Genomic DNA, 24,549 nt, shown 5'->3' on the forward strand with positions numbered 1-24,549 from the left:
GACTCACTCCCGGGGTTCGCCCTGGGCGTTGACCGTCACACTCGGCCCCGGCCGGTCGGTCAGTTGCACGTGGTGAAGGACGCCGCGGAACTCGTAGGTCACGTCCCAATAGTCGACCCGGTCGCGGCCGCCCGAGGGGCTGCAACGCTGGACGTCCTGGGTGGTGGGACTGTTCTGTGAGGGTTGGCCCACCTGGGAGCCGATTGCTGCACCGGCCACCACACCGCCCACGGTGGCCAGGTCCTTGCCGGACCCGCCACCGATCTGGTGACCCAATATGCCGCCGATGACCGCGCCCGCCAGCGCACCCGGGACATTGGCGCTGCTGCGCGTTGACGGCACCTCTTCACGCTCCATCCAGCAGCGCTGGCCGCCGGCGATCATCACGGCGCGTGCCGACAGGACTTTCGCCTCATACAGCCGTTCGTCGGGCGCACGCCGGTAGTCCCGCCGCCCCGATGACGGCGCATCCGCCGGATAGCTGGGCCGAACCGTGGCCGGATAGCGGTCGGCCGGGGCCGGTGCCGCGCAACCGGACAAGCCAGAGATGACTGGCACCAGCACAACGGCGATGCACAGGCGGGTGAGCGGGGTGGGAAGACGGGTGTTCATGGTGAAGCTCCTGACGGTGGACCGAACGGTTCAACGAACGGGATGACACAGGCTGCCCAACCCTTGTTCGCCGCCATCAGGCTAGGCCTGGGGGAGGCGAGGGTCTGTTCGACGGCGCACAGACCATCGCGCCCCGAATCCTTACAAATGTTCTGCGGGCCAACCGGCCACTTTCACCCACCCCAGACAGACGCAGACCATGACACACACACCGACTTCCCCCCCCACCTGGGACACCGCTTCGCTGGGCCGACCGGCCGGCGCATCGGCCCTGGAACACAGCGCCCTGAGCGCCCACCTGAGCGACTGCGGCGCCCGCCGCGGCCGCCTGCGCGATCTGCGCTCGGGCGCGGACGGCCTGCGGCAGGTGCTGTCCGCACGCGTGGTCTCTACCGCGCTGGTGCTGACCCTGCTGCTGGGTGCCATGTGGCTGTTGAGCTGAATGGCCTTGGCCAGCCTGCGGGCCCGATGGGAATGGATACCGCCCCTTCTTGACGGGATGCTCGACGCCCGCCGGGGCGTGGCGCTGGAGCCGATCCGTTCCGAACTCTTCGGTGTGGAGCGGCTGGTGCAACATGGCCGAAGCCTCGGCAGCACGCACCGCGCCGGTCCGGCCCGCTTCGGCCAGGCCACGTTCTACCCGCGCCTGCAGAGCAACGTGCGCACCCTGCGCGCGGCCTACCAGTTCGTGGCGCACGAGGCCAAGGCCGGGCAGGACATCAGTCCCGCGGCCGAATGGCTGTTTGACAACTTCCAGCTGATCGAGGCGCAGCTGCGCGAGATCCGCGAGGGCCTGCCCGCGCGCTTCTACCGCTCGCTGCCGGTGCTGCTGGACGCACCGCTGGCCGGGCTGCCGCGCATCTATGGCGTGGCCTGGGACTACGTGGCGCACACCGACAGCGCGTTCGACGAAGACCTGCTCGTGCAGCTGCTGGACGCCTACCAGGATGCGCGGGAACTCAGTCAGGGCGAGCTGTGGGCATTGCCCACCACCCTGCGTGTGGTCCTGGTGGAGAACCTGCGCCGCCTGGCCGACCGCATCGCCAGCCAGAAGGCCGCACGCGAACTCGCCAGCCTGTGCGCGCTGCGCATCAACAGCATGGGCCTGCCGGAGCTGCAGGCACTGCACACACTCATGGTCCGGCGCGGGGTCGGCCCCGAGTTCCTGTGCGCACTGGTGAGGGCCCTCATCGGCCGGGTGGCCATGCCAAGGGAAGACGGGCTTCGACAGGCCCAGGCCTGGCTGCAGGTCCAGGTGCCCGACCTGGCCGCACTGCAGGCGCAGGAAGCGGCCGACCAGGCGGCCGACCACCTGAGTGTGGGCAACGCCGTCACGGCGCTGCGCCGGATCGGGGCGGCCGACTGGCAGGACATCGTCAGCCGGTCCAGCCGCGTGATCCGCGAGATGCTGGCCTCGCCAGTGTTCGCGGCTGAGGACGACACCACCCGCAACGCCACGCTGCACGCCATCGAACGCCTGTCGGTGCACAGCGGCCACAGCGGCGCGCACGTGGCCCGCGAGCTGATCCATGCCATGGGCGGAACCCGCCCGCCCAGCCTGGCCTCGCACTGGCTGCAGGGAAACGGCCGCCCCGAGCTGGAGCGCACGCTCGGCGTGCGCCAGCACCGCAGGGGCTGGTGGCGGCCCTTGTTGCGGGTCTCGCGCACGCCCGCCTACCTGGGCACGCTGGCGCTGGGCAGCGCCGGGCTGGTGGCCGCGCTGCTGCCCGTGCCGGTGTGGGCGACCGCCAGCCCGGCCACACTGGCGCTCACCGTACTCACGGGTCTGTTGATCCTGCTGCCCGTGTCCGAAGCGGTGGTGGCGCTGGTCAACCGGCTCATCAGCGAATCGGTGCCGCCGGTGCACCTGCCGCGCCTGCTGCTGGCCAAAGGCATCCCGCCGGAGGCACAGGTCATGGTCGTGATACCCGCGCTGCTCGGTCACCGTGCGGGCATCGACGCCCTGGTGCGGCGTCTGCAGCTGCACCACCTGGCCAACCCCGAGGCACACGCCCAGTTCGCCCTGCTCAGCGACTGGAGCGACGCCGACACCGAACACCACCCGGACGACGACGCGCTGCTGGCGCATGCAGCCGACGCGCTGCGCACGCTCAACCGGCAGCACCCGGTCGCCGCCGACGCCCCCGCGCGCTTTCTGCTGCTTCACCGCGCACGCACGTTCAGCGCCACCCAGGCCCAGTGGCTGGGCTGGGAGCGCAAGCGCGGCAAGCTGCAGCAGCTGGTGGCCCGGCTGGCCACCGGCGAGCCCGGCCCGTTCTTCGACCTGGGCGAACTTTCGCGCACCGCCGCGCACACCCGCTATGTGCTCACCCTCGACAGCGACACACAGTTGCCCCCCGGACGCCTGCGCGCGCTCGTGGGAGTGGCCGAACACCCGCAGAACCGGCCGGTGCTGGACGCCGGTGGCCGGCGCGTGCTGCGGGGCTATGGCATCCTGCAGCCGCACCTGATCCCGCCGCTGCCCACCGGGGGCGTGCAGACGCCCTGGCAGTGGCTGTTCGCCGGGCAGAGCGGCATCGACCCCTACAGCGCCATGAGCTCGGACGCCTACCAGGACCTGTTCGGTGAAGGCAGTTTCACCGGCAAGGGTCTGCTGCACGTGGCCACGCTGCACACCGTGCTGGGCGAGCGTCTGCCCACGGAACGGATCCTCAGCCACGATCTGCTCGAAGGCGCGATGGTGCGCTGCGCCGTGGTGAGCGACGTCACCCTGATCGAAGCCGAACCCGAGCACAGCGACGCCGACGCGGCCCGCCAGCACCGCTGGATGCGCGGCGACTGGCAGTTGATGCCCTTTCTGTGGCAGTACCGGCGCTGGCCCCTGGGCGCCATCAACCGCTGGAAGCTGCTGGACAACCTGCGCCGCTCGCTGGTGCCACCGGCCGCATTGGCGCTGACCGTCCTGGCGCTGGGCGGCCTGGGCCTGAGCCTGCCGGTGGCGATGGTGCTCGCGGTGACCGCCTACACGGCCGGCCCGCTGATGGGGGCGCTGGCGGCCTGGGTGCCGCGCCGCTGGGACCTGGCCGGCGAGCGCTTTGTGGTCACCGCGGCGCTGGACTTGCTGCGCGCCCTGGCCGCCGGCCTGTGGCAGCTGGCCCTGCTGCCGCAGAACGCGCTGCGCGCACTCGACGCCGTGCTGCGCACCGCCCACCGCCTGGCCCGCAGCCACCGCCAGTTGCTGCAATGGACCACCGCCGAGGCCACCCAGGCCGGCCTGGGCACTGGCCTGGGGGCCACGCTGCGCCGCCACCGCGCCGGGCCGCTGCTGGCGCTGGCCGGCGCCACGGCGTTGTGGGCGTCGGGCTTGCAGCCCGGTGCCCTGGGCTGGACCCTGCTTGCGCTGTGGGCCGCGGCGCCACTGGGGGTCTGGGCGGCCAACCGGCGCTGGGCCGTGTACCCGCCGCCACTGTCCACCACGGACAGCGAATGGCTGCACGGCGTGGCGCGCGACACCTGGCGCCTGTTCGAACGCACGGTGGACGCGCCCGACCACCACCTGCCACCCGACAACCTGCAGAGCGCGCCCTACGAGATGGTGGCCCACCGCACCTCGCCCACCAACATCGGCCTGTACCTGCTGAGCGCTGCCTGCGCGCGGCGGTTCGGGTGGATCGGCACGCAGGAGCTGCTGAGCCGGCTGGAGGCGACGCTGGCCACCCTGCACCGGCTCGAACGCCACCGCGGCCACTTCCTCAACTGGTACGACACCCGGACGCTGCAACCTCTGCTGCCCCGCTACGTGTCGACCGTGGACAGCGGCAACCTCTGCGTGCACCTGCTCGCCGTGGCCCAGGCCTGCCGCGAGCTGACACACGATGCCGACGGCCACGCCGCCTGCGCGCAAGCGATCGTGCGCTCGCGCCGGCGTCTGCAACCCCTGCTGGAACTGCTGCCGCAGCGGCTGCACCGGCCACTGGCGCAAACCGCGCTGGGCCGCCTGTTCGCCGCCGAGCCGCAGGCGCCCGGCGAGACGCCCCTGCCGGTGGACTTCCCTGCGCTGCTGCAGGCCGCCACGATCGAGCTGGACAGCCTTCCCCCCACCGGCCACCCGGGCATCGTGGACCATGCGCCCACCGCGCACGACGAGCTGCAGTGGCTGCTCGGCGACCACCTGGCCACCTGGCGCTCGGCGCTGCGCGACCAGGCCGCCGCCGCCGCTAGCTGCGACGCGCTGCAGTCGCACACCACACACCGCCTCCAGGCCCTGACCACCGCCTTCGAGACCCTGGCCTGGGCGGCCGATTTCCGCTTTCTGTACCACCCGCGGCGCCACCTGCTGCACATCGGCTACCGGCTCGACGATCAGCTGCTCGACACCGCCTTCTACGACCTGCTGGCCTCCGAGTCGCGCAGCACCAGCCTGCTGGCCATCGCCAAGGGCGACCTGCCGGTCAAGCACTGGACGGCACTGGGCCGGCCGTTCTTCGCCAGCGGGCAGCACGCGGTGCTGCGCTCCTGGTCGGGCTCGATGTTCGAGTACCTGATGCCCACCCTGGTGATGGCCGAGCCGCGCGGCAGCGCACTGGGAGAGGCGGCGCATTCGGCGCTGCGCGAACAGCGCGCCAGCGTGCAGGCCACCGGCCTGCCCTGGGGCCAGTCCGAAAGCGCCTACGCGGTGCGCGACCAGACCCTGGCCTACCAGTACGCCCCGCAGGGCGTGGCCCGCCTGGCGCTGCGCCGCACGCCGCCGGCCGAACACGTGGTCGCACCGTATGCGAGCGTGCTGGCCACGCTGGTGGACGCGCGCGCCGCCTGCGCCAACCTGCGCCTGCTCTGCGGGTTGGGCGCGCGCGGACGCTACGGACTCTTCGAGGCCCTGGACTACACCCCTGCGCGCCAGAGCCATGGCCATGCCCACACCCTGGTGCGCACCTGCATGGCCCACCACCAGGGCATGAGCATCGTGGCCCTGGCCAATGTGTTGCACGGTGGTGTGGCCCAGCGCTGGGGCATGGCCCATCCGCGGCTGCAGGCGGTGGGCACGCTGCTGCACGAACGCGCTCCGCGCGAACTGGTGCCGCCGCTGCCACTGCCTGGCCTGGCGCCGCAGGAGCTGCACGCCCGCACGCCCGAACCGGTGCGCACGCTGGTGCCTGGCGAACAGGCGCTGGAGCCCACGCAATTGCTGTCCAACGGGCGCTACACCGTCACGCTGCGTCCCGGCGGTGCGGGCTGGAGCCGGCACGGGCAGACCGGCATCACTCGCTGGCGCGACGACGCGCTGCGCGACGCGCACGGCAGCTTCCTCTACCTGCGGCGCGACGCGGCCCTGCCTCCGGTCTCTCTGACCAGCCACCCGGCGCCTGACCCGTCGGCACACTACCTCGCCCACTTCCACGCCGACCGGGTGGTGTTCGACGCCGCTTGGGACGATCTGCGCGTGAGCACCACCGTCTGGGTCAGCCCGGAGGACGACATCGAGCTGCGCCAGGTGGTGCTGCACCACGAGGGCGACGAGCCCATCGAGCTGGAGCTGATCTCGGCTTTTGACGTCCCGCTGGCCAGCCACGCGGCGGACGAGGCCCACCCCGCGTTTTCGGGCCTGTTCGTGCAGGCCGACTGGCTGCCCGCGCAGCAGGCGCTGCGCTTCGTGCGCACGCCGCGCCTGCCCACCGAGCGGGCGATGCAAGCGGTGCACTTCGTGGCCAGCACGCAGGGCCAGGTGCTGGGCCTGAGCTGCCAGACCGACCGCGCCCGCTGGCTCGGCCGCCTCCACCCGGCCAGTCAGCCGCTGGCCGACCTGCAGGCCGTGCCCGGCCAGCCCGAGACCCTGGGCACCGGGCTGGACCCGGTGGCCGCACTGGGCGTGCGCCTGCGCATCGAACCCGGGACACAGGCCTGCGTGACCTTTGCCACCGCCGCCAGCGAAGACGCCGCCACCCTGATGGCGGTGGTCGACAAGTACCGCCAGCCCAGCTACGTGGAGCGCTCCTCGGTCATGTCCGCGACGCTGGCCAGCATCCCGGTGGCGTCGGGCCGACCGCACACCCAGGACTTGCCGGCCCTGCACGCGCTGACCACCGCGCTGGTGCTGACCCTGCCCCGGGTGGCCATGGCCGACCCTGGCGTGGCCGAAGCCCCGACGGTCGTCGAGAGCGACCGGCGCCTGCTCTGGCCGCTGGGCCTGTCGGGCACGCGCCCCCTGGTGCTGGTCACGGCCGGACCGACCAAGGGCATGGGTCTGCTGCGCGCCATGGTCCAGGCGCAGCGCGAATGGGCCCGTGCCGGCGTGCCCTGCGACCTGGTGGTGCTCAGCCACGAGGCGCACTCGTACCACATGCCGCTGGAGCACGAGCTGACACTGATGACCGAACAGCCCGGTGCGACGCCCGCGGCCCCGGCGGGCACGCCCGCGGTGAGCACACTGCACCGCTTGCGCTTCGACCAGCTCTCGCCCGCCCAGCTGGTCACGCTGCAGGGCCTGGCGCGCGTGCACCTGGTGGCCGACGGCCGGCCGCTGCTGGCGCAGGTGAGCGCGTGGAGCGAGCGGCATGCCACACCGACGGCCAGTGCATGGAAGGGTTTGGTCACCGAGACCGTGCCGGTGCGCCGGCTGCCGGCCAGTCCTGGCCTGTCCAACGGCCACTTCGGTCCGGACGGGCGTGATTTCGGCTTCAGCGTCGGCGCCGACCAGCAACCGCCACGGCCCTGGATCAACGTGCTGGCCAACCCCGGCTTCGGCTGCATGGTGTCCGACAGCGGCGCAGGCCCCACCTGGGCGCTCAACAGCCGCCTGAACCAGCTCACCGCCTGGTCCAACGACCCGGTGGCCGACCCGCCGGGCGAGTGGTTCCTGCTGCAGGACCGGCGCAGTCGCGACATCTGGAGCGTGACCCCCTCGGCCTGGGGCGCGCAGGACGTCGACTACGCCGTCACGCACACCCAGGGGCTGACCTCCATCAGCCACCGGCGCGGCCCGCTGGCCGTCAGCGTGCACTGGTGTGTCGATCCGGTGACGGCGCTCAAGCAGGTGCGCATCCGGCTGGAGAACCAGGGCGGCAGCAAGGCCCACCTGCGCATCACCGGCCTGGTGGAATGGCTGCTGGGCGAACAGCGCAGCGACCGCGCCACCCTGGTCACCCAGCCCTGCCTCGCGACGCCGCCCGAAGTCGGCCTGACCGGCCTGTTGTGCACGCAGACCGAAGCGGCCGCGGGCCTGGGGGACGGCACCGCGTTCTTCTGCGAATCGCACGAAGGCGTGGACGCGCCCGAGGCCATCGACTGGACCTGCGACCGCCGCGCCTTCTTCGACGCCCGCGGCCAGCTGGTCCTGCCCCAAAGCCTGGGACAGCGCAGCGGCGCGGGGCTGGACCCGTGTGCCGCGCTCTCGCGCCCCATCACCCTGCGGCCGGGCGCGGTCATCGACCAGGTGTTCCTGATCGGCCACGCCGCCAGCCCGGACGCCGCACGCACCCTGATGCGCCAGGCCGTGCGCAGCAGCGCGCGGGTGCGCGAACAGGCCGCGCAGGCGCAGTGGGAGCGCCTGCTGGGCGCCACGCAGGTGCAAACGCCCGACCCGCTGTTCGACGCCATGGTCAACCGCTGGCTGCTCTACCAGACCGTCTCGTCGCGCCTGTGGGCCAAGGCCGGCTTCTACCAGGCCGGCGGCGCCACCGGCTACCGCGACCAGCTGCAGGACGCCATGGCCCTGGTCTGGGCCGACCCGGCGCTGCTGCGCGCCCAGGTCCTGCGGTGCGCGGCGCGCCAGTTCGAGGAAGGCGACGTGCAGCACTGGTGGCACGAACCCGGTGGCGCTGGCGTGCGCACGCATTTCTCGGACGATCTGCTGTGGCTGCCGCTGGCCATCGCGCACCACGTGCAGGCCACCGGCGATGCGTCGCTGCTGGACGAGACGGCCCCCTTCCTGAGCGGCCCGCCGGTGCCCGAGGGCGCCGAAGACCGCTACGACGTGCCCGCCGTGAGCGCGCACCGCGCCAGCGTGTTCGAACACGGCGCGCGCGCCATCGACCACAGCCTGCGCGTGGGCGCGCACGGTCTGCCGCTCATGGGCAGTGGCGACTGGAACGACGGCATGAACCGCGTGGGTCACGAAGGGCGGGGCGAATCGGTCTGGCTTGGCTGGTTCCTGTGCCACATCGTGCGCGCCTGGCTGCCGCTGGCGCTGGCGCGCGGCGACCACCACCGGGTGGAGCGCTGGGCTGCGGCGCTGGCAGGCTGGCGCGAGGCCCTGGCCACCCAAGCCTGGGACGGCGCCTGGTTCAAACGCGCCTTCTTCGACGACGGCAGTGCCCTGGGCAGCCATACCAGCGCCGAGGCCCGCATCGACCTGATCGCCCAGGCCTGGGCGGTGCTCTCGGGGGAAGCCACGCCCGAGCGACAGCACCTGGCCATGCAGGCGGTGGACACCGAACTGATGGACATGGAGCACGGCCTGGTGCGCCTGCTCGTCCCGCCGCTGGTGGACGCCGTGCCCAGCGCCGGCTACATCCAGGCCTATCCGCCCGGCGTGCGCGAGAACGGCGGCCAGTACACCCACGCCGGCGCCTGGGCACTGATGGCCGCGGCTCTGGTGGCGCTGCGCGAGCCGGACAACGCCTGGGCCCGCAACACACCTTACCGGTTGTTCACCTGCCTGAGCCCTGCGCACCGGGCCGCTCACCCACAGTGGGGGCAGGTGTACGGGCTGGAGCCCTATGCGGTGGCGGCCGACGTGTACAGCCAGCCACCCTATGTGGGGCGTGGTGGCTGGAGCTGGTACACCGGCGCCGCCGGCTGGCTGCACCGGGGCGCGGTGGAGTCGATCATGGGTCTGAACCTGCAGGCGGACGAACTGTGGTTCACGCCCTGCCTGCCATTGCACTGGCCACGTGCCGAACTCACGCTGAAGAGGAACGGGTGCCGCCTGCACTTCGTGCTGCTGCGCGCCGACATGTCCACGGCCCTGTCCGCCTGTGCCAGACTGAACGCGGGCCTGCTGCGGGTGGACAAACGCCTGCGCTGGCGCGATTGGCCGACCGACAGCACGTTCGTCGTTCCGGTGGACTGAGCGGTTGCCGGTGCGGCTCAGCCGCGGCGGCGCACCACAGGGATGTGCAAGCGGTCCGGCGCCTTGTGAGGTGAGCTGTGGCCGCTGGTGCTCATTACTCGGTCCCAGAAGCCGCTGGTGACGCCAAAGCAGCAGGGCTGCAGCAGGTGGTGGTGGCGGGCATGGGCATACCGGCGGGCCTGCCACCAGGGATGAACCATCTGTGCGTGGTGCAGGGCATGGTGCGTGGCCACATAGGCCAGGTAGCCCGCGAGCACGCCCAGCGTGAGGGCTCCGCCGCGCAGGGGCCCCAGCGCCAGCACCGCCGGCAGTGCCACCAGCAGGCTGAACAGCGGCGCGCTCACGAGCGTCGGTGTGCCGATCAGCGCCTTCGGCCGCCGGTGGTGTTCGCCGTGCCAGCGCGCAAAGGGCTCAAGCCCGTGCAGCACGAAGCGGTGCAGGGCGTACTCGAGCGCGGTCCACAGGACGACGCCGGCCAGGGCCAGTCCCACCAGGGACCACCCCGTACCTTCCGGTGCCTGCAGGGTGAGCCAACCGCTCAGGGTCGCCACCGCAAGGCCGTAGGCGATGAAGTCGCTGCGGTTGGATGGGTGTTCGATGGAAAAGGCGGACATGCGGTCTCCTGAGGGCTGCTGTGGCGTGGGTGCCGGCCCTTTCAATGCTCGGCCCGGTGCGTCCGCCGGTCTGTGCTGCAGCGAACGCAGGTGCCCTTGCATGCGACTTTCGTATGTGCGATACCGAACATACGCAGCGGGAACACGCGCCTACACTCGAAAAAGTCACGCATCTCGGGCGCGGGTTCTTGCACGCCCCTACAAGGAGCCCCCCGTGGAACCCATGCCCGCGCCGCTTGCCAACCACCTGCTGGCCTCGTTGCCTGCGACCGAATGGGGGCGCTTCTCCCCGTTGCTCGAACCTGTCGAGCTGCCCCTGGGCAAGGTGCTGTACGAGTCGGGCGCCACCATGGGCCACGTCTACTTCCCGACCACTGCCATCGTTTCGCTCCTGTACGTGATGGAGGACGGAGCGTCGGCCGAAATCGCGGTGGTGGGCAACGAAGGCGTGGTGGGCATCGCGCTGTTCATGGGTGGTGAGACCACCCCCAGCCGTGCCGTGGTGCAGAGCGCGGGACAGGGCTATCGCCTGCGCGCCGCCGTCATCAAGGACGAGTTCAACCGCTCCGGGCCGGTCATGCACCTGCTGCTGCGTTACACCCAGGCGCTGATCACGCAGATGGCGCAGACGGCGGTGTGCAACCGCCACCATTCGCTGGACCAGCAGCTGTGCCGCTGGCTGCTGCTGAGCCTGGACCGGCTCAAGGGCAGCGAACTGATGATGACGCAGGAACTGATCGCCAACATGCTGGGCGTGCGGCGCGAAGGCGTGACCGAGGCCGCGCTGAAGCTGGCACGCATGGGGCTGATCCGCTATGCGCGGGGCCACATCACGGTGCTGGACCGGGCGGCACTGGAAGCGCGCGTCTGCGAGTGTTACGCCGTGGTCAAGAAGGAATACGACCGGCTTCTGCCGCACCGCCTGGCGGAATAAACCCCGGGCCCGCCCGCCGCGCGGCGGGCCACGGGACGGCGTGATCGGTCAGCGGGTGCCCGTGACTTCGATCTCCACGCGTCGATCCGGCTGCAGGCATTCGATCAGACGGGCACGCGACAGGCTGTCGGGACAGTCGGCCGCAGCGGTCACCGGCTGGCCCTCGCTCAGGCCGGTGGCGCTGATGCGGGCCGGGTCGATGCGGCCGTGGATCACCAGGTAATCCTTGACCGATGCGGCCCGCGCATCCGAGAGACGCTGGTTGAAGGCGTCGGACCCCATGCGGTCGGTGTGGCCCTCCACGCTGATCGATTCGTAGGTGGCCCCGCTGAGCTGCTGGCTGAAACGGTCCAGGTCGTTCTGGCCCTGCTGCTGCACCACCGACTGGTTGGAGCCGAACAGGGCATCGGCCGACAGGCTCAGGCGCTCCGGCTCACGCGGCACAACCGCGGGTGCCGCTGGTGCGGGCGTGGGCTCAGGCGCGGGGGCGGGTGCCACAGCCACTGGTGCCGGTGCCACGTACACGGGGGCTGCGGCCATGCGCGGCGCCGCCGTGCGACCGAACGGAAACACCAGGCTCACCGAGGCGACATCGATGTTGTTGCGGCGGCCGGTGATGTCCTTCACGCGGTAGCGCTCCATCTCGCCGCGCACCCACATGGCGGGGGTCAGCTGGTACTGCGCGCCCAGTCCGACCTTGTAGTTGGTGTTGTTGTGCTTGCTGCTGAACGCGACGCCGGCGCCCGCGCCGGTGCCGCTGTAGCGCTCCTCGGACCATGCGTGGTGGGCACCCACCCTCGCCAGGCCGGCGAAGCGCTCGGTCAGTGGCAGCGTGCCCACCACGTCGAAGTTCAGGCCACGCACCTTGGTGGCTCCGGACAGCGAGCCGGCCGGAGAGGTCTGCGTCGTGAACCGGCTCTTGCCCAGGCTGTAGTAGCCCGTTTCCAGCGCGAGGTTGCGGTTGATCTGGTAGCCGCCAAACACCTTGAAGGCGTTGTCGTTGCGGTCGCTGGAACTGGAGAGCGTGTCGACACCGGGCAGCAGCACGCCGGTGGTGCGGGCGGTCTCGTTGGCCGAGCGGGCGATGCCGGCACCGACGCCGCCATAGAAGTGGCTGCTGCTTTGGCCCAGTGCGGGCACGGCGAGCAGGGCGCCAAGGCCGGCAAGCCCGATGAGGCGGAAAGATGAGGTGTGGTTCATGGGGTCTTTCTTGCGTTGTGGACGCGTTGCGCGGATTGCGTGGTCCGTTTGTAGAGGCCCTGACGAGGGCCGTCGGTGCGCTGTCCAACATGGCGCTTGACCCGTGAGCGTGCGCTGTCGAACAGTCGGCACCGAAACGACACCACACACTGGGCTTCCACCGGTCACACCGAGGCGCCTGCACCATGTCCACATCCGAGAACTTCCTGATCCGCCAATTGCCCCGGACGGCACGCAAGCACCTGCTGGACCAGTGCGCGCTGTTTGATCTGGTGCTGTCCGACGAGCTCAGCGTGCGCGGCCAGCCGCTGGGCCATGCGCACTTTCCCATCGAAGGGTTCATCTCCATGGTGATCGACATGGACGACTATCCGGAACTGGAGGTGGGCATGGTGGGGTGCGAATCCATGCTGGGCGCGGAGCTGCTGCTGGGCGTGACCCCGGCGCCCTGGCGGGCGCTGGTGCAGGGTCCGGGCCACAGCTGGCGCATTGGCGCCAAGGCCCTGCGTCGCGAATGCGCCACCAGCCCGGCGTTGCTCCAGGCGGTGCAGACCAGCCTGCTGGTGCGTCTGCACCAGCAGGCACTGGCCTCGGCCTGCGAGCGCTTTCACATGATCGGCCAGCGCCTGGCGCGCTGGCTGTTGATGAGCCAAGACCGGGCGCAGAGCGACTGCTTCCACGTCACGCACGAGGGCATGGCCACGATGCTGGGCGTGCGCCGCGTGGGCGTGACGCTGGCGGCCAGCGAACTGCAGGACAGTGGTCTGATCCGCTACCACCGGGGCGAGCTGACCGTGCTGGACCGGATCGCCCTGGAAGCCCGCGCCTGCAGTTGCTACGCGACCGACCGGGCGCTGCACCAGACGCTGTTTCCCGCCCAGTCCGCGTAAAGGAAGACGGCAGCGACCCGTTCAACCGAGCCAGCTGTCTTCGGCCTTGGCGGCCCATTCCTCCAGCTGTCGCTCGGCTTCATCCTTGGCAATGCCATAGCGTTCCTGGATCTTGCCGGCCAGCTGGTCGCGGCGACCCGCGATCTCGCGCAGATCGTCTCCGGTCAGCTTGCCCCACTGGGCCTTGGTCTGCCCTGCCAGTTGTTTCCAGTTGCCTTCGATGGTGTCCCAGTTCATACAAGTCCTTTGGTGGCGGTGAACACCGCGTTCACCGTTCCTGTTTGTCGCAGGGCCGGGTTCCGGCGTCTGTGCGCCATCGAACCCGGATGCGCGTTGGGCTCAATCCTTGTCGGCGGGCATGCCTTCGAGCAAATCGGCCAGTTCGTCTGCGTGCTCCTCTTCCACCGCCAGGATCTGCCGGAGCAGGTCGCTGGTGGTCGGGTCCAGGTCTTCGAGAACACGGATCATGTCGCGGTAGCTGTCGATGGCTATGCGTTCGGCCACCAGGTTCTCGCGGATCATCTCGGGGAGTGTCTTGGCGGCCACATATTCGGCGTGGCTGCGCTCGCTCAGGCTGTCGGGTGAAAAATCGGGCTCGCCGCCCAGTTGGACGATACGGGCCGCCAGCTGGTCGGCGTGGCTCTGCTCTTCGTTGGAATGCACCAGGAACTCGGCGCCCACGGCCTGTCCGTGGATGCCGCGCGCCATGAAGTGGTGACGCCGGTAGCGAAGCACGCAGACGATTTCGGTCGCCAGGGCCTCGTCCAGCATCTTCAGAACCTGGGACCGGTCGGCGCTGTAACCCTCGGTGACGGCGCCGCGTTAGATGTGCTGGCGCGCCTGCTTGCGCAGCACCTTGACGCTCGTGAGTTTGGGGTGGGTGGCCATGGCGTTCACTTCTTGACCATGAGTTCGTTCTTCACGCCACTGACCCCTTCGGTGGCTGCAGCCAGTTTGCCCGCCTGCTCGATCTGGTCCGGGCTGTTCACAAACCCGGTCATCTGAACCTCGCCCTTGTGGGTGAGCACGCTGATATCAAGACTCTTGATGCCGGGATCGGCCAGCAGCGCGGACTTGACCCGTGCCGTGACCGCGGTGTCGTCGATCGCAGTACCCACGGTACCGGGTGCGCCCTTGAGGGAAATGCCGTTCTCCACATCGGTCACACCGGCCACGGCCCTCGTCAGGGCCAGGGCCTGATCAATCTGAGCCTGGCTGTCGACAAACCCGCTGAGTTGCACCACGCCCTTGCGGGTTTCGACCTGCAGGTCGAGGCTCTTGACCAGGTCGTCGGCGATCAACGCGGACTTGACGCCGGAGGTGATCACGGTGTCGTCCACCTGGGTGCCCAGAGTCATGGGCGGTGATGGCGGCACGACGAGCTCAGGTTCGGCAGGCTTGTTGCAAGCCCCGAGTGTGGTCAGGGCCAGGAGGCCGGTGGCCAGGACAGTGGTCCGGATGCGGTATTGATGGGTCATGAGGGGCTCCTTGGGTTGAAAAAAGAACGCTCAGCGGGCGAGATAGCCGCCGTCGACGGGGTGGTACGAGCCGGTGACGAAAGATGCTCGGGTGGAGGCCAGCCAGACCACGAGCTCGGCCACCTCTTCGGGCAGGCCCAGGCGACCGATGGGATGTGCCGCAACCAGCGCGGCGTGCACGGCGGGGTCCGCGTCCAGCGCGCTGATCATGGGGGTCCGGATGAAGCCGGGACCGACCGCATTGATGCGCACACCCTGTGCGCTGTATTCGAGCGCGGCCGCCTGTGTGAGACCCAGCACACCGTGTTTGGCGGCGGTGTAGGCGGCGGCCGTGGCAAAGCCGACTGCGCCCAGGATGGAGGCGACGTTGACGATCGCGCCGCCGCCGCTGCGCAGCAGGGCCGGGATCTGACAGCGCATGCCAAAGAAGACACCGGAGAGGTTGACGTTGATGACTTGTGCCCAGCCGTCCAGCGGGTAGTCGGCCAGCAGCGCCGACGGGCCGCCGATGCCGGCGTTGTTGCAGGCCACATCCAGCCGGCCGAAATGCACCATGGTCTGGTCCACCAGGGCCTGGGCGTCGTCGGGCTGTCCCACGTCCGACGTGGCGAACAGCGCCTCGGTGCCCAGGTCGCGCACCTGCCGCAGGGTCTCGTTGCCCGCGTGTGGGTCCAGGTCGGCCAGTACCAGGAGCGCGCCCTCGCGGGCGGCGACCAGCGCGATGGCTCGGCCAATGCCCGATGCAGCCCCGGTGACGAGCACCACTTTGTCTGTCAGCATGGAGTGACCCCAATCCAGGATGGCGACCGTGGACGTCAACGGACGCAGGCCCTGTCGATAGCGGACGCCACCGGCGGGGAGATGGTTGGACCTTAGGGTGTGGTGTGCAGGGGGTCTGTGCGCTACCTGACAGAGCATGGCGCCAAGGAGTGGTCCGAAACCCGCGCGCACCAGCGTTGCGGTGTTCGCAGGAGTACCATGGACCGCCTCAGGGGTGCGCTGGACGTGACACCGCCCCGCACCGATTCGCTTGAATCGCCAGTGGTGGCAGCGCCGCCCCTGGTGGGACAAGTCCTTTTCAGGAGCTGTCCCTTGTCAACCAGACGAACCAAACCGCCGGTCGCCGACACAGGTGAACACGCCGAGCTGCACCGGCAGGGGGCCAAGGCCGCCGCTCGCGGCGATGCACGTGCGACGAACCCGATGCTCGACGTGGTCAACCAGCCCGATGCCACTGGCGAGAGCAACACGGTGTGGACGGGGCGTCGAGACGCATGGGATCGAGGCCACACCACGCAGCTCGCACCGGCCGGCGAACTGCTGAGCAGTGTGAAGACCGCCGCACCCTCCCTGGGCTCACGGGATGAGGCCCTGTTCGGCGTCACCCGCGTGCTCACCTTTGCGGGTGCCACCGGACTGACGGAAGCCAGCGGGTTCTTTTTCGAGCGAGATGCCCGGCTGTACCTCGTCACCAGCCGGCATGTGCTGTTCGACGCCCAAAGCGGGCACGCGCCCGACCGCATCGAGATCGAGATGCACACCGATGAGCGCGATCTGACACAGATGGCCCGCTTGTCGATCCTGCTTCACCGCGATGGCGTGGCCACATGGCACCAGGCCAGCGACAGCGGCGGAGAGATCGATGTGGCCACCATCCAAATCGATCGGAATGCGATGCCAACGGGCTGCGTGCTGCAGCCATTCAGGCCGCAGCACCTGGCGGTGGGGTTCGATCAATTCGATGTGGGCGACCGGCTGGCCATTCCGGGATTTCCCCTCGGCTTCTTCGACACCGTGCACCACCTGCCGGTGGTGCGCCAAGCCAGCATCGCATCGTTCTTCGGCATCCGCTTCCAGGGACAGGGCCTCTTCCTCACCGATGCCCGGATGCACCGTGGCAGCAGTGGCTCGCCGGTGCTGGCGCGTCTGGACGGCGACGGTGCAGGGCACCCGCGGTGGAGTCTGCTGGGCGTGCACTCCAGCCGCATGGACATGGCCACCCGCGACCTGGTGCAGGACGAATCACTGGGGCTGAACTGCGCCTGGTATGCCGATGTCCTGATGACCTTGACGACCGGTGACCTTTGATGAAACAGCGCTCAGGGAGCGACACGGCCTTGCTGTACAGAAAGTTGTTCATGCCGAGGACAGCGCTGTTTCTGAATCGACCCGGGAGTCTTGGAATCCAGGGTCGATTGAGGTGGCGAGCAGGTCTGACTGCCATGGGCAGAAGGCGATTCGCTGCATCAAGGGGCTCAAAGTCGACGACAGACCTCTGATCGCAGTGGCCTGGCCGCTTTCGGTGGGTTAGTAGTCGTTCAAAGAACATGGACCGACGTCCGTTGTCAGCCTGAAGCAGCCAGTGAACCGCCGCTTCCCGTGTTGAATTTCTACCGGGTCACGCACACCGGACCCACCGGAACCTCAAGCCCGCATGGCTATCGTAGGCGGGCTGTGTTCTGTGACACGGCTGTCTTGAAGCTGGTTCATCGCCTGATCGGCATGCAGCAGGCCCTGCTGTGACATCTCGGCCGGGGTGTTGGCCGCAACCCGTGCGTCGATGCTGCCGTCCTTGATGGTGTAGCCGTCGCATTGACCGAAGCGGATCTGGCCGCTGGTCACGTGGAACTGGTTGATGCCGGTGAGGCCGTTGGCGCAGGCGTGGTGGGCCACGGCGGCCACCGTGTTGTCCATGCCCTGGTCCCAGGGCAGGCCGTGGCGCTCAGCCAGTTGCCGGACCTGTTGCTCGCTGTCGTTCAACAGTTTGCGGGCATGAGGCGACAGTTCCTGCGCGGCGGCGCTTTTCGTCGGAACAACCTCCGGCTTTTTCATGTGCGGGTCGATCTTTTCTTGTGGCGCCAGCCCGTGCTCGCCAACAGGCACACGGTCGCTCCACTCAAGTTGCCCCGCACTGTTCATCACAACCGTTCGCCCCTCGTTCACAGCCTGGCGAACGAGGGCGGCAAGCTGTTCCGGCGTCGCCTTGGGATTCTCCGCGCCGATCTTGATGCCGATCGAGTTGTTGTAAAGATCCATGGCTTCGCGATTGGCGGGGTTGCCGGGCGCGCCCTCATGTGCGGAGGTGAAGGCGAGCGCCCAGTCTGGCCCGTACTCCTGGGCAAGGCGGGCACTCCAGTAGGTGTGGCGGAAGGCGTCGCGGTGCCCATCGTTTCCCTGCCATTCGCCTGCGCGGTGCGCGGGCACGCTGGCCGGGACCTGGTTGTCGGGAAACTGTGATTCACATTGCCTGAAGGCGTCTATATAGATGTCGTGAAATGTTTTGAGTCCAGACAGGCCACGATCCCAGGTCATGCGGTCCAGCAATGCGCCTTCCGTCCTGGTCATCCCCTGGGCGAGGGACTCGGTAAACGGGACATCGAACGCGCCGAAGACCCGGGGGCGGTACCGGATCATTTCATCGTCTGGCACCTGGTATTGGCTGCGCAGGGCCTCAAGGCTGGGGCGCGATTCACTCACGATGAGCTCCTGTCTGTGAGCGGTGGCCTTCAATACTCAGCCGATCGGAGGGAGGCGATCACACCTTCCTTGTAGCGAATCTCGTAATACTTCTCGTCAGGGCTCCATGCCAGGCCCAGCAGATACTGATCGGTGCCGGTTGCCGGGTCGTGTGAATCGGGTTCTCCAAGCAGCCGGATCACCTCTGTGCGGGGCATGCCCACGCGTATCGTGTTTTCCAGCGACGAGACCATGTGGATGCGTTGGTTGTCCGGCGCCTTGACGCCCCGTTGGGCTTTCCAGGTGTCGGAATCGAAGCTGTCTGTCTGCATGGAGCAAGCCGAGATGAATAGGGGAACGAACAGAGCGATGATCGCCGCGAAACTGAGCGACCACCGTGATTGCCGGGTTTGACGTTCTTTCTTGGCTTCCATCGGTCGGGGTTTCGTTGTGGGGACGCAAGGTCTTCAAAGGCTTGGGCGAGGCTATCAGACGCGGAGCGCCCGGTTGGATGGATTGCATTCGATTACAAACAGGTTTTTTTGACCGTCCCATGTCTTCCATGCCTGCTGTCTCACTTTCCGAAGCCCTCGGCCACGCCCCCGCCGACAAGCGCCTCGAAGTCCTGCGCCGCGTGGCGGAGACCGGCTCGATCTCGCAGGCCGCGCGCGATGCGGGCATCAGCTACAAGGCGGCCTGGCAGGCCATCGATACGCTGAGCAACCTCAGCGGGCAGTCGCTGGTGGAGCGCACGGTGGGTGGCTCGGGTGGCGGCGGTGCGCGCATCACGGCGCAGGGGCTGCAGCTGCTGGCGCTGGCCGATGAGCTGGCGCGGGCGCGTGATGCGGTGCTCTCGCGCTTTGCCGGTGGGCCTCCGATGCCGTTCGGTCTGGGGCTGCGCACGAGCATGCGCAACCAGCTGCCGTGCCGTGTGGAGGCGGTGGAGCCGCTCGGGCCCGACGACCCTGCGGTGCTGGTGCGACTGCGCACGCCGGGGCAGGCGCTGCTCACGTCCAGCGTCACGCGCGAGAGTGCCGACCTGCTGGCGCTGGCCCCGGGGCTGGAGGTGCTGGTGCTGTGCAAGGCGACGGCGGTGCGCATCGGCCGCGGTGAGGTGGAGGATGCGGACGGTGGGTGTGCGCTGCCGGGCCGCATCGAGCGGCGCTCGCGCGGGCTGGGGCGCGACGAAGTCGTGCTGTCGCTGGACGGCGGCGGTCAGTGGGTGGGTTTTGCCGAGCACCCGTTCCCTGCACGCAAGGGCCAGCGGGCGGTGGCCACCATGTCGTCCAGCGCCCTGGTGGTGGGCCTGGCGGGCTGACACACCGGCCGCCTTTGGCAGCGGCGTTCATATGAACGGGTGTGCCGTGGCAGCCTGACGCACTGTTCACGGGTCTGGACCCGAATGGCGCAACCCTGCGCTTTGTGTTGTCAATAAAAAGAGCAGTCGTCTCAGATTGAGTCGCTTCTTCGTGGTGGCACGGATGTTGTGGAAGGGATGTCAGCCGCAATGGCTTCTTTCACTTTCCACCCTTTCAGAGGACGACACATGATCTACGCAGCTCCCGGCGCCGCAGGCGCCAAGATCACCTACAAATCCCAGTACGACAACTTCATCGGTGGCCAGTGGACGCCTCCGGTCAAGGGCGAGTACTTCGAGGTCATCACGCCCACCACGGGCAAGCCCTACACCATGGCGGCCCGCTCCACGGCAGAAGACATCGAGCTGGCGCTGGACGCCGCCCACGCCGCCGCCGACAAGTGGGGCAAGACCGACGCCGCCACGCGCAGCAACATCCTGCTGAAGATCGCCGACCGCCTGGAAGCCAACCTCGAATTGCTGGCCTACGCCGAGACCATCGACAACGGCAAGCCGATCCGCGAGACGCTGAACGCCGACATCCCGCTGGCCGTTGACCACTTCCGTTACTTCGCCGGTGCCCTGCGTGCGCAGGAAGGTGGCATCAGCGAGATTGACGAGAACACCATGGCCTACCACATCCACGAGCCGCTGGGCGTGGTGGGCCAGATCATTCCCTGGAACTTCCCCATTCTGATGGCCGCCTGGAAGCTGGCTCCCGCCCTGGGCGCCGGCAACTGCGTGGTGCTCAAGCCGGCCGAGAACACGCCCATCTCCATCCTGATCCTGGCCGAGCTGATCGCCGACCTGCTGCCCCCCGGCGTGCTGAACATCGTCAACGGTTACGGCCGTGAAGCCGGCATGCCGCTGGCCACCAGCAAGCGCATCGCCAAGATCGCCTTCACCGGCTCCACCACCACCGGCCGCGTGATCGCGCAAGCCGCGGCCAACAACCTGATTCCCGCCACGCTGGAACTGGGTGGCAAGTCGCCCAATATCTTCTTCGCCGACGTGATGGACAAGGACGACGCGTTCCTGGACAAGGCGATCGAAGGCCTGGTGCTGTTCGCGTTCAACCAGGGCGAGGTCTGCACCTGCCCCAGCCGCGCCCTGATCCAGGAAAGCATCTACGACAAGTTCATGGAGCGCGTGCTCCAGCGCGTGGCCGCCATCAAGCAGGGCGACCCGCTGGACACCGACACCATGATGGGTGCGCAGGCGTCCAAAGAACAGCTGACCAAGATCCTGTCGTACCTGGACCTGGGCAAGCAGGAAGGTGCCGAGGTGCTGTGCGGCGGTTCGCAGGCCAAGCTCGGCGGTGACCTGGGCGGCGGCTACTACGTGCAGCCCACGCTGTTCAAGGGCCACAACAAGATGCGCATCTTCCAGGAAGAGATCTTCGGCCCGGTGCTGGCCGTGACCACCTTCAAGGACGAAGCCGAAGCCCTGGAAATCGCCAACGACACGCTCTACGGCCTGGGCGCCGGGGTGTGGAGCCGCAACGGCAACGTGGCCTACCGCATGGGGCGCGCCATCAAGGCCGGCCGCGTGTGGACCAACTGCTACCACGCCTACCCGGCCCACGCCGCCTTCGGTGGCTACAAGGAATCGGGCATCGGCCGCGAGACCCACAAGATGATGCTGGACCACTACCAGCAGACCAAGAATCTGCTGGTCAGCTACAGCGAGAACAAGCTCGGGTTTTTCTGATGGTCGACAAAGTGGTGGCCACCCCGGCCGCCCTGGAACTCATAGCGTTCCTCAAGGGCAAGCACGGGGATGGCCTCATGTTCCACCAGAGCGGCGGCTGCTGTGACAACAGCGCGGCCAACTGCTACCTGCTGGGCGAGATCACCATGGGCCAGGGCGACGTGTTGCTGGGCGCCATCGGCGGCTGCGAGTTCTACATGAGCAAGTCGCAGTACGCCACCTGGCGCCACACCCAGCTCATCATCGACGTGATCGAGGGCCACGGTGGCACCTTCTCGCTGGAGGGGCCGGAGGGCAAGGCCTTCCACACGCGCTCGCGGGTGTTCACGGCGGAAGAGATGGCCGAGCTGGAGGCGGAGAAGCCGGCCTGACGGCGGCTGTCTCTTTGGTGGGGCCACCGACGCGCGTGTCGGGGCTAACCCTGATGTGCGCGCGTGGTCGATTCGTTCTGCGCGCAGGGACGGGCTGCCGCGGGAGTGCGAGCCTAAGCTGGCGGCACCGCATCACCCAACCCCAACCAGGAGACCACCATGAAGCCGAAGACCCAAGAAGCGTATGTGCAGATCGATGCCGTTGAATGGCAGCCCTTCCCCGATGCCTTCTCGACCGGCGGCATTCGCTGGAAGCTGCTCAATGTGGCGCCCGAGATGGGCTCGTGGACGGCCATCTTCGACTGCCCCGCGGGCTCGTCCTTCGCCGCCCATATTCACGCCGGCCCCGGCGAATACTTCCTCACCCGCGGCCGCATGGACGTGCGTGGCGGCAAGGCGGCCGGTGGCGACACGGCGGTGGCACCTGGCTACGGCTTCGAGTCCTCCGGCGCGCGCCACGACCGCACCAACTTTCCCGTCGACAGTGAGTTCTACATGACCTTCCTCGGGCCCCTGACCTTCATCAAGCCCGATGGCTCGCCCATCGCCGTGATCGGCTGGGAAGAGGCCCAGGGCGCCTGGGGTTGAAACAAGGAGAACCGCTGTGTCCCAACTTGCATCACCCGATCGTGTGCGAACGGCGCAAGAGGTGTTCGATCACCACCTCCGGGCCTTCGGCCAGGGGCTGGACGCCCTCGTCTCCGACTACACGGAACATTCGTCCATCTTCCTGAAAGACCAGACCATCACCGGCCTAGACGGCATCCGGGCGTTCTTCGACGCTTTCCTGAAGGGCATCGAACCCGGCTTCTGGGCGTGTTTCAAGATCGTCCGGCAGGAGGTCAGTGGCGACACGGCCTACCTGGTGTGGGAGGCGTCGCCCTTCATCAAGCTGGCCACCGACACCTTGCTGATCCGCAATGGAAAGATCCACGTCCAGACCTTTACGGCGCTGGCCTAGAAAGGGGAACCCCATGACACAGATGAACCCATTCCATCGGCGGCGAACGCTGGTCGGGGGCGCGATGGTGCTTGCACTGCCGCTCCTGGCCACGTCCAGCGACGCGGCTGCAGGGGAGCAGGCAGCGGGCGCCACGCGGAAGGTGCTGGAGCACCACCTGGGCGCTTTCGCGAAAGGCCTCGACGAGCTCATGCGCGACTACTCCGCCGCGTCGGTCATCCTGACCCACGACAAGCAGTACCGGGGCGTGGCCGACATCAGGGGCTTCTTCGACGGCTTCCTGAAATCGGTCAAACCCGGGTTCTGGGAGGCGTTCAAGATCAACGCGCAAGCCATCGACCGCGACGTGGCCTACCTGGTGTGGGAAGCCAGACCGTTCGTGAACATCGCGACCGACACCCTGGTGATCCGCCGCGGGAAGATCATGGTCCAGACGTTCACGGCGGCTTGAAGACGTGACCGCCGCCAAGCTCATCCACACCATGATCCGGGTGCGAGATCTGGAGGCCTCGCTTCGGTTCTACCGAGAGGTGCTGGCGCTGACCCCGTCGCACCGGCTGGACTTCCCGGAGTTTTCGCTGGTGTACCTGCGCAATGCCGAGACCCATGTCGAGATCGAACTGACCTGGAACAAGGGACGGCAAGAGCCCTACACCCATGGCGACGGCTATGGGCATGTGGCGGTCGTGGTGGACGATGTGTCTGCCTGGCATGCAGAACTTGTTCGCGGCGGCCACGACCCTTTGCCGGTCAAGGAATTCAAGGCGGGCGACACGCTGCTGGCGCGCTTTTTCTTCATCCTGGACCCGGACGGCTACAAGATCGAGGTGCTGGAGAGGCACGGCCACTACCGCTGACAGCTTGGCGCCCGCAACGCCCGGACCTATCATGCCGAAGGGAGCCCGTACGGTCCGGCAGAAGACCTCGGAACCATCGGAGACGCAGATGCTGATGAAGACCCAGTCGCCAGATCCCGCGCCCATTCACGAGTGGTCCACGGCGGGACTGACCCGCTCCGACACCACCGACGCCTGGCAGGCCGCGCTCACCGCGAACTACGGCGAGTGGCAGGTGTCCCAGGCGGTTGGCAACGGGTTCACCGCCAGCGTTCGCAACCGGGATTTCAACGGGGTGCGGGTGGTCGAATGTGTCTGCGACCCCTGCACCGGGCGGCGCCTGCCGCAGTTCATCGAGCGCGCGCCGGAGCCCTACATCGGCGTCCAGATCACCAAGGCCGGCCGCGAGCGGTTTCACTTCGGCGACGAAGACATCAGCCTGGGCGCGGGCGACATGGTCATCTGGAGCGGCTCGCAACCCACCGAGTTCACCGTGATGGAGCGCCTGCACAAGGTCTCGCTGGTGCTGCCGTGGGCAGACGTCCAGGAGCGGTTGCCCCGCGGCTCGGCGTTCACCGGCACGGTCATCGACAGCCGCGTAGGGATCGGGGCCGTGCTGTATTCCCATGTCGACAGCCTGGCCCGCCAGCTGGAGGTGTTCACCGAGAACGACCACGCGGCCGTGCGACGGGCCACGCTGGAGCTGCTGGCCGCGGCCATGAGCCGCCGGGTGGAGGTGCCGCAGCGCGCGCTGGCGCAGCGCTACCTGAAGCAGCTGCAGGACCACATCCTGAACAACCTGCAGGACGAGCATCTGTCGCCGACCAGCATCGCCGCCGCCAACCACATGTCGCCCCGCTACGTGCACATGCTGTTCGCGCAGATCGGCGTGAGTGCGTCGGCCTGGATCCGGACGCAGCGGCTGGAGCGCTGCAGGGAAGACCTGTGCAAGCGGGCGTACCGCGACAGCAGCATCGCGGAAATTGCCTACGCCTGGGGGTTCACCGATCCCTCGCACTTCGCGCGTGTCTTCAAGCAGCAGTACGGCTTGGGGCCAAGGGAGTACCGGGAAGGGGCGCGGCCGGCCAGGTGACAGGTGGTC

21 protein-coding genes and 1 pseudogene are annotated in these 24,549 nt (G+C 68.5%); 13 read left to right on the top strand and 9 right to left on the bottom strand.

All coding sequences use genetic code 11. The features are described 5' to 3' along the window. Nucleotides 1–3 precede the first annotated feature (3 nt). Nucleotides 4–612: a glycine zipper 2TM domain-containing protein gene (locus ACFOPI_RS16735; protein WP_382176165.1), complete on the bottom strand. Its 609-nt coding sequence runs from the start codon at nucleotides 610–612 to the stop codon at nucleotides 4–6. A gap of 199 nt (nucleotides 613–811) precedes the next feature. Here ACFOPI_RS16735 and ACFOPI_RS16740 point away from each other — a divergent pair, with 199 nt between their 5' ends. Both ACFOPI_RS16740 and ACFOPI_RS16745 read left to right on the top strand, forming a co-directional pair. Then, complete coding sequence (locus ACFOPI_RS16740; protein ID WP_382176168.1) at nucleotides 812–1,054, top strand: hypothetical protein; 243 nt, start codon at nucleotides 812–814, stop codon at nucleotides 1,052–1,054. Between the two features lie 57 nt (nucleotides 1,055–1,111). Beyond that, nucleotides 1,112–9,640 carry a GH36-type glycosyl hydrolase domain-containing protein gene (locus ACFOPI_RS16745; protein ID WP_382176170.1) on the top strand — a complete coding sequence of 2,843 codons (8,529 nt, stop codon included), beginning with the start codon at nucleotides 1,112–1,114 and terminating at the stop codon, nucleotides 9,638–9,640. A 17-nt stretch (nucleotides 9,641–9,657) separates the two neighbouring features. Here the strand turns inward: ACFOPI_RS16745 and ACFOPI_RS16750 are convergent, their stop codons facing one another. Next, entirely contained in the window at nucleotides 9,658–10,254 is a 597-nt protein-coding gene (locus ACFOPI_RS16750; protein ID WP_382176173.1) for a sterol desaturase family protein, read from the bottom strand. A 223-nt stretch (nucleotides 10,255–10,477) separates the two neighbouring features. Between ACFOPI_RS16750 and ACFOPI_RS16755 the strand changes: the two genes are divergently transcribed. Continuing rightward, nucleotides 10,478–11,188 carry a Crp/Fnr family transcriptional regulator gene (locus ACFOPI_RS16755; protein ID WP_382176176.1) on the top strand — a complete coding sequence of 237 codons (711 nt, stop codon included), beginning with the start codon at nucleotides 10,478–10,480 and terminating at the stop codon, nucleotides 11,186–11,188. A 48-nt stretch (nucleotides 11,189–11,236) separates the two neighbouring features. Here ACFOPI_RS16755 and ACFOPI_RS16760 read toward each other — a convergent pair whose 3' ends face one another. Then, on the bottom strand, nucleotides 11,237–12,388 hold the full coding sequence (locus ACFOPI_RS16760; protein WP_382176179.1) for an OmpA family protein: 1,152 nt from the start codon (nucleotides 12,386–12,388) through the stop codon (nucleotides 11,237–11,239). A gap of 185 nt (nucleotides 12,389–12,573) precedes the next feature. Between ACFOPI_RS16760 and ACFOPI_RS16765 the strand changes: the two genes are divergently transcribed. Beyond that, the gene (locus ACFOPI_RS16765) at nucleotides 12,574–13,278 is read left to right on the top strand and encodes a Crp/Fnr family transcriptional regulator (RefSeq protein ID WP_382176182.1); all 705 of its coding nucleotides are present in this window, start codon (nucleotides 12,574–12,576) and stop codon (nucleotides 13,276–13,278) included. A gap of 21 nt (nucleotides 13,279–13,299) precedes the next feature. Here ACFOPI_RS16765 and ACFOPI_RS16770 read toward each other — a convergent pair whose 3' ends face one another. From ACFOPI_RS16770 to ACFOPI_RS16785, 4 genes and pseudogenes are all read right to left on the bottom strand, one after another. After that, complete coding sequence (locus ACFOPI_RS16770) at nucleotides 13,300–13,515, bottom strand: CsbD family protein (RefSeq protein WP_382176184.1); 216 nt, start codon at nucleotides 13,513–13,515, stop codon at nucleotides 13,300–13,302. Nucleotides 13,516–13,617: 102 nt separating this feature from the next. Next, nucleotides 13,618–14,166, bottom strand: a pseudogene (locus ACFOPI_RS16775) (ferritin-like domain-containing protein). A gap of 5 nt (nucleotides 14,167–14,171) precedes the next feature. After that, nucleotides 14,172–14,756 (bottom strand): BON domain-containing protein, encoded by a 585-nt coding sequence (locus ACFOPI_RS16780; protein WP_382176187.1) that lies wholly within the window; start codon nucleotides 14,754–14,756, stop codon nucleotides 14,172–14,174. Between the two features lie 30 nt (nucleotides 14,757–14,786). Beyond that, nucleotides 14,787–15,536 (bottom strand): SDR family oxidoreductase, encoded by a 750-nt coding sequence (locus tag ACFOPI_RS16785; protein WP_382176190.1) that lies wholly within the window; start codon nucleotides 15,534–15,536, stop codon nucleotides 14,787–14,789. A 312-nt stretch (nucleotides 15,537–15,848) separates the two neighbouring features. On the opposite strand from ACFOPI_RS16785, the gene ACFOPI_RS16790 reads away from it, so the two are divergent. Next, nucleotides 15,849–16,844, top strand: a complete 996-nt coding sequence (locus ACFOPI_RS16790; protein ID WP_382176192.1) for a CrpP-related protein — start codon at nucleotides 15,849–15,851, stop codon at nucleotides 16,842–16,844. Between the two features lie 336 nt (nucleotides 16,845–17,180). Here ACFOPI_RS16790 and ACFOPI_RS16795 read toward each other — a convergent pair whose 3' ends face one another. Together ACFOPI_RS16795 and ACFOPI_RS16800 are read right to left on the bottom strand one after the other, a co-directional pair. Next, the gene (locus ACFOPI_RS16795; RefSeq protein ID WP_382176195.1) at nucleotides 17,181–18,233 is read right to left on the bottom strand and encodes a DUF6973 domain-containing protein; all 1,053 of its coding nucleotides are present in this window, start codon (nucleotides 18,231–18,233) and stop codon (nucleotides 17,181–17,183) included. Between the two features lie 29 nt (nucleotides 18,234–18,262). Next, nucleotides 18,263–18,646 carry a hypothetical protein gene (locus tag ACFOPI_RS16800; protein WP_382176198.1) on the bottom strand — a complete coding sequence of 128 codons (384 nt, stop codon included), beginning with the start codon at nucleotides 18,644–18,646 and terminating at the stop codon, nucleotides 18,263–18,265. Between the two features lie 128 nt (nucleotides 18,647–18,774). Here ACFOPI_RS16800 and ACFOPI_RS16805 point away from each other — a divergent pair, with 128 nt between their 5' ends. The 8 genes from ACFOPI_RS16805 to ACFOPI_RS16840 all read left to right on the top strand — a co-directional run bounded on the left by ACFOPI_RS16805 (nucleotide 18,775) and on the right by ACFOPI_RS16840 (nucleotide 24,540). Continuing rightward, nucleotides 18,775–19,530: a TOBE domain-containing protein gene (locus tag ACFOPI_RS16805; RefSeq protein WP_382176200.1), complete on the top strand. Its 756-nt coding sequence runs from the start codon at nucleotides 18,775–18,777 to the stop codon at nucleotides 19,528–19,530. A gap of 228 nt (nucleotides 19,531–19,758) precedes the next feature. After that, nucleotides 19,759–21,279 (top strand): aldehyde dehydrogenase, encoded by a 1,521-nt coding sequence (adh, locus tag ACFOPI_RS16810; protein WP_382176203.1) that lies wholly within the window; start codon nucleotides 19,759–19,761, stop codon nucleotides 21,277–21,279. Then, a complete protein-coding gene (locus ACFOPI_RS16815) occupies nucleotides 21,279–21,650 on the top strand; it encodes a DUF779 domain-containing protein (RefSeq protein WP_382176206.1) in 372 nt (123 codons plus the stop codon). Before adh ends, ACFOPI_RS16815 begins: the two co-directional genes overlap by 1 nt. Before the next feature lie 159 nt (nucleotides 21,651–21,809). Further along, nucleotides 21,810–22,238 (top strand): 2,4'-dihydroxyacetophenone dioxygenase family protein, encoded by a 429-nt coding sequence (locus ACFOPI_RS16820; protein ID WP_382176209.1) that lies wholly within the window; start codon nucleotides 21,810–21,812, stop codon nucleotides 22,236–22,238. 16 nt (nucleotides 22,239–22,254) lie between these two features. Beyond that, entirely contained in the window at nucleotides 22,255–22,611 is a 357-nt protein-coding gene (locus ACFOPI_RS16825; RefSeq protein WP_382176212.1) for a nuclear transport factor 2 family protein, read from the top strand. A gap of 13 nt (nucleotides 22,612–22,624) precedes the next feature. Further along, nucleotides 22,625–23,062: a nuclear transport factor 2 family protein gene (locus tag ACFOPI_RS16830; RefSeq protein WP_382176214.1), complete on the top strand. Its 438-nt coding sequence runs from the start codon at nucleotides 22,625–22,627 to the stop codon at nucleotides 23,060–23,062. 31 nt (nucleotides 23,063–23,093) lie between these two features. After that, on the top strand, nucleotides 23,094–23,468 hold the full coding sequence (locus tag ACFOPI_RS16835; protein ID WP_382177205.1) for a VOC family protein: 375 nt from the start codon (nucleotides 23,094–23,096) through the stop codon (nucleotides 23,466–23,468). 88 nt (nucleotides 23,469–23,556) lie between these two features. Then, complete coding sequence (locus ACFOPI_RS16840) at nucleotides 23,557–24,540, top strand: helix-turn-helix domain-containing protein (protein ID WP_382176217.1); 984 nt, start codon at nucleotides 23,557–23,559, stop codon at nucleotides 24,538–24,540. Nucleotides 24,541–24,549: the final 9 nt, after the last annotated feature.

Origin of the sequence: Hydrogenophaga luteola, assembly GCF_042648585.1 — a bacterium.
Taxonomy (GTDB): Bacteria; Pseudomonadota; Gammaproteobacteria; order Burkholderiales; family Burkholderiaceae_C; genus Hydrogenophaga; species Hydrogenophaga luteola.

What these genes read in the sequence shown, in the direction of transcription:
- ACFOPI_RS16840 (WP_382176217.1), top strand. Translation starts at nt 23,557, where the DNA reads ATGCTGATGAAGACCCAGTCGCCAGATCCCGCGCCCATTCACGAGTGG.
- ACFOPI_RS16735 (WP_382176165.1), bottom strand. Translation starts at nt 612, where the DNA reads ATGAACACCCGTCTTCCCACCCCGCTCACCCGCCTGTGCATCGCCGTT.
- ACFOPI_RS16800 (WP_382176198.1), bottom strand. Translation starts at nt 18,646, where the DNA reads ATGGAAGCCAAGAAAGAACGTCAAACCCGGCAATCACGGTGGTCGCTC.
- ACFOPI_RS16820 (WP_382176209.1), top strand. Translation starts at nt 21,810, where the DNA reads ATGAAGCCGAAGACCCAAGAAGCGTATGTGCAGATCGATGCCGTTGAA.
- ACFOPI_RS16740 (WP_382176168.1), top strand. Translation starts at nt 812, where the DNA reads ATGACACACACACCGACTTCCCCCCCCACCTGGGACACCGCTTCGCTG.
- adh (WP_382176203.1), top strand. Translation starts at nt 19,759, where the DNA reads ATGATCTACGCAGCTCCCGGCGCCGCAGGCGCCAAGATCACCTACAAA.
- ACFOPI_RS16805 (WP_382176200.1), top strand. Translation starts at nt 18,775, where the DNA reads ATGCCTGCTGTCTCACTTTCCGAAGCCCTCGGCCACGCCCCCGCCGAC.
- ACFOPI_RS16830 (WP_382176214.1), top strand. Translation starts at nt 22,625, where the DNA reads ATGACACAGATGAACCCATTCCATCGGCGGCGAACGCTGGTCGGGGGC.
- ACFOPI_RS16750 (WP_382176173.1), bottom strand. Translation starts at nt 10,254, where the DNA reads ATGTCCGCCTTTTCCATCGAACACCCATCCAACCGCAGCGACTTCATC.
- ACFOPI_RS16760 (WP_382176179.1), bottom strand. Translation starts at nt 12,388, where the DNA reads ATGAACCACACCTCATCTTTCCGCCTCATCGGGCTTGCCGGCCTTGGC.
- ACFOPI_RS16770 (WP_382176184.1), bottom strand. Translation starts at nt 13,515, where the DNA reads ATGAACTGGGACACCATCGAAGGCAACTGGAAACAACTGGCAGGGCAG.
- ACFOPI_RS16835 (WP_382177205.1), top strand. Translation starts at nt 23,094, where the DNA reads ATGATCCGGGTGCGAGATCTGGAGGCCTCGCTTCGGTTCTACCGAGAG.
- ACFOPI_RS16765 (WP_382176182.1), top strand. Translation starts at nt 12,574, where the DNA reads ATGTCCACATCCGAGAACTTCCTGATCCGCCAATTGCCCCGGACGGCA.
- ACFOPI_RS16745 (WP_382176170.1), top strand. Translation starts at nt 1,112, where the DNA reads ATGCTCGACGCCCGCCGGGGCGTGGCGCTGGAGCCGATCCGTTCCGAA.
- ACFOPI_RS16815 (WP_382176206.1), top strand. Translation starts at nt 21,279, where the DNA reads ATGGTCGACAAAGTGGTGGCCACCCCGGCCGCCCTGGAACTCATAGCG.
- ACFOPI_RS16785 (WP_382176190.1), bottom strand. Translation starts at nt 15,536, where the DNA reads ATGCTGACAGACAAAGTGGTGCTCGTCACCGGGGCTGCATCGGGCATT.
- ACFOPI_RS16780 (WP_382176187.1), bottom strand. Translation starts at nt 14,756, where the DNA reads ATGACCCATCAATACCGCATCCGGACCACTGTCCTGGCCACCGGCCTC.
- ACFOPI_RS16755 (WP_382176176.1), top strand. Translation starts at nt 10,478, where the DNA reads ATGCCCGCGCCGCTTGCCAACCACCTGCTGGCCTCGTTGCCTGCGACC.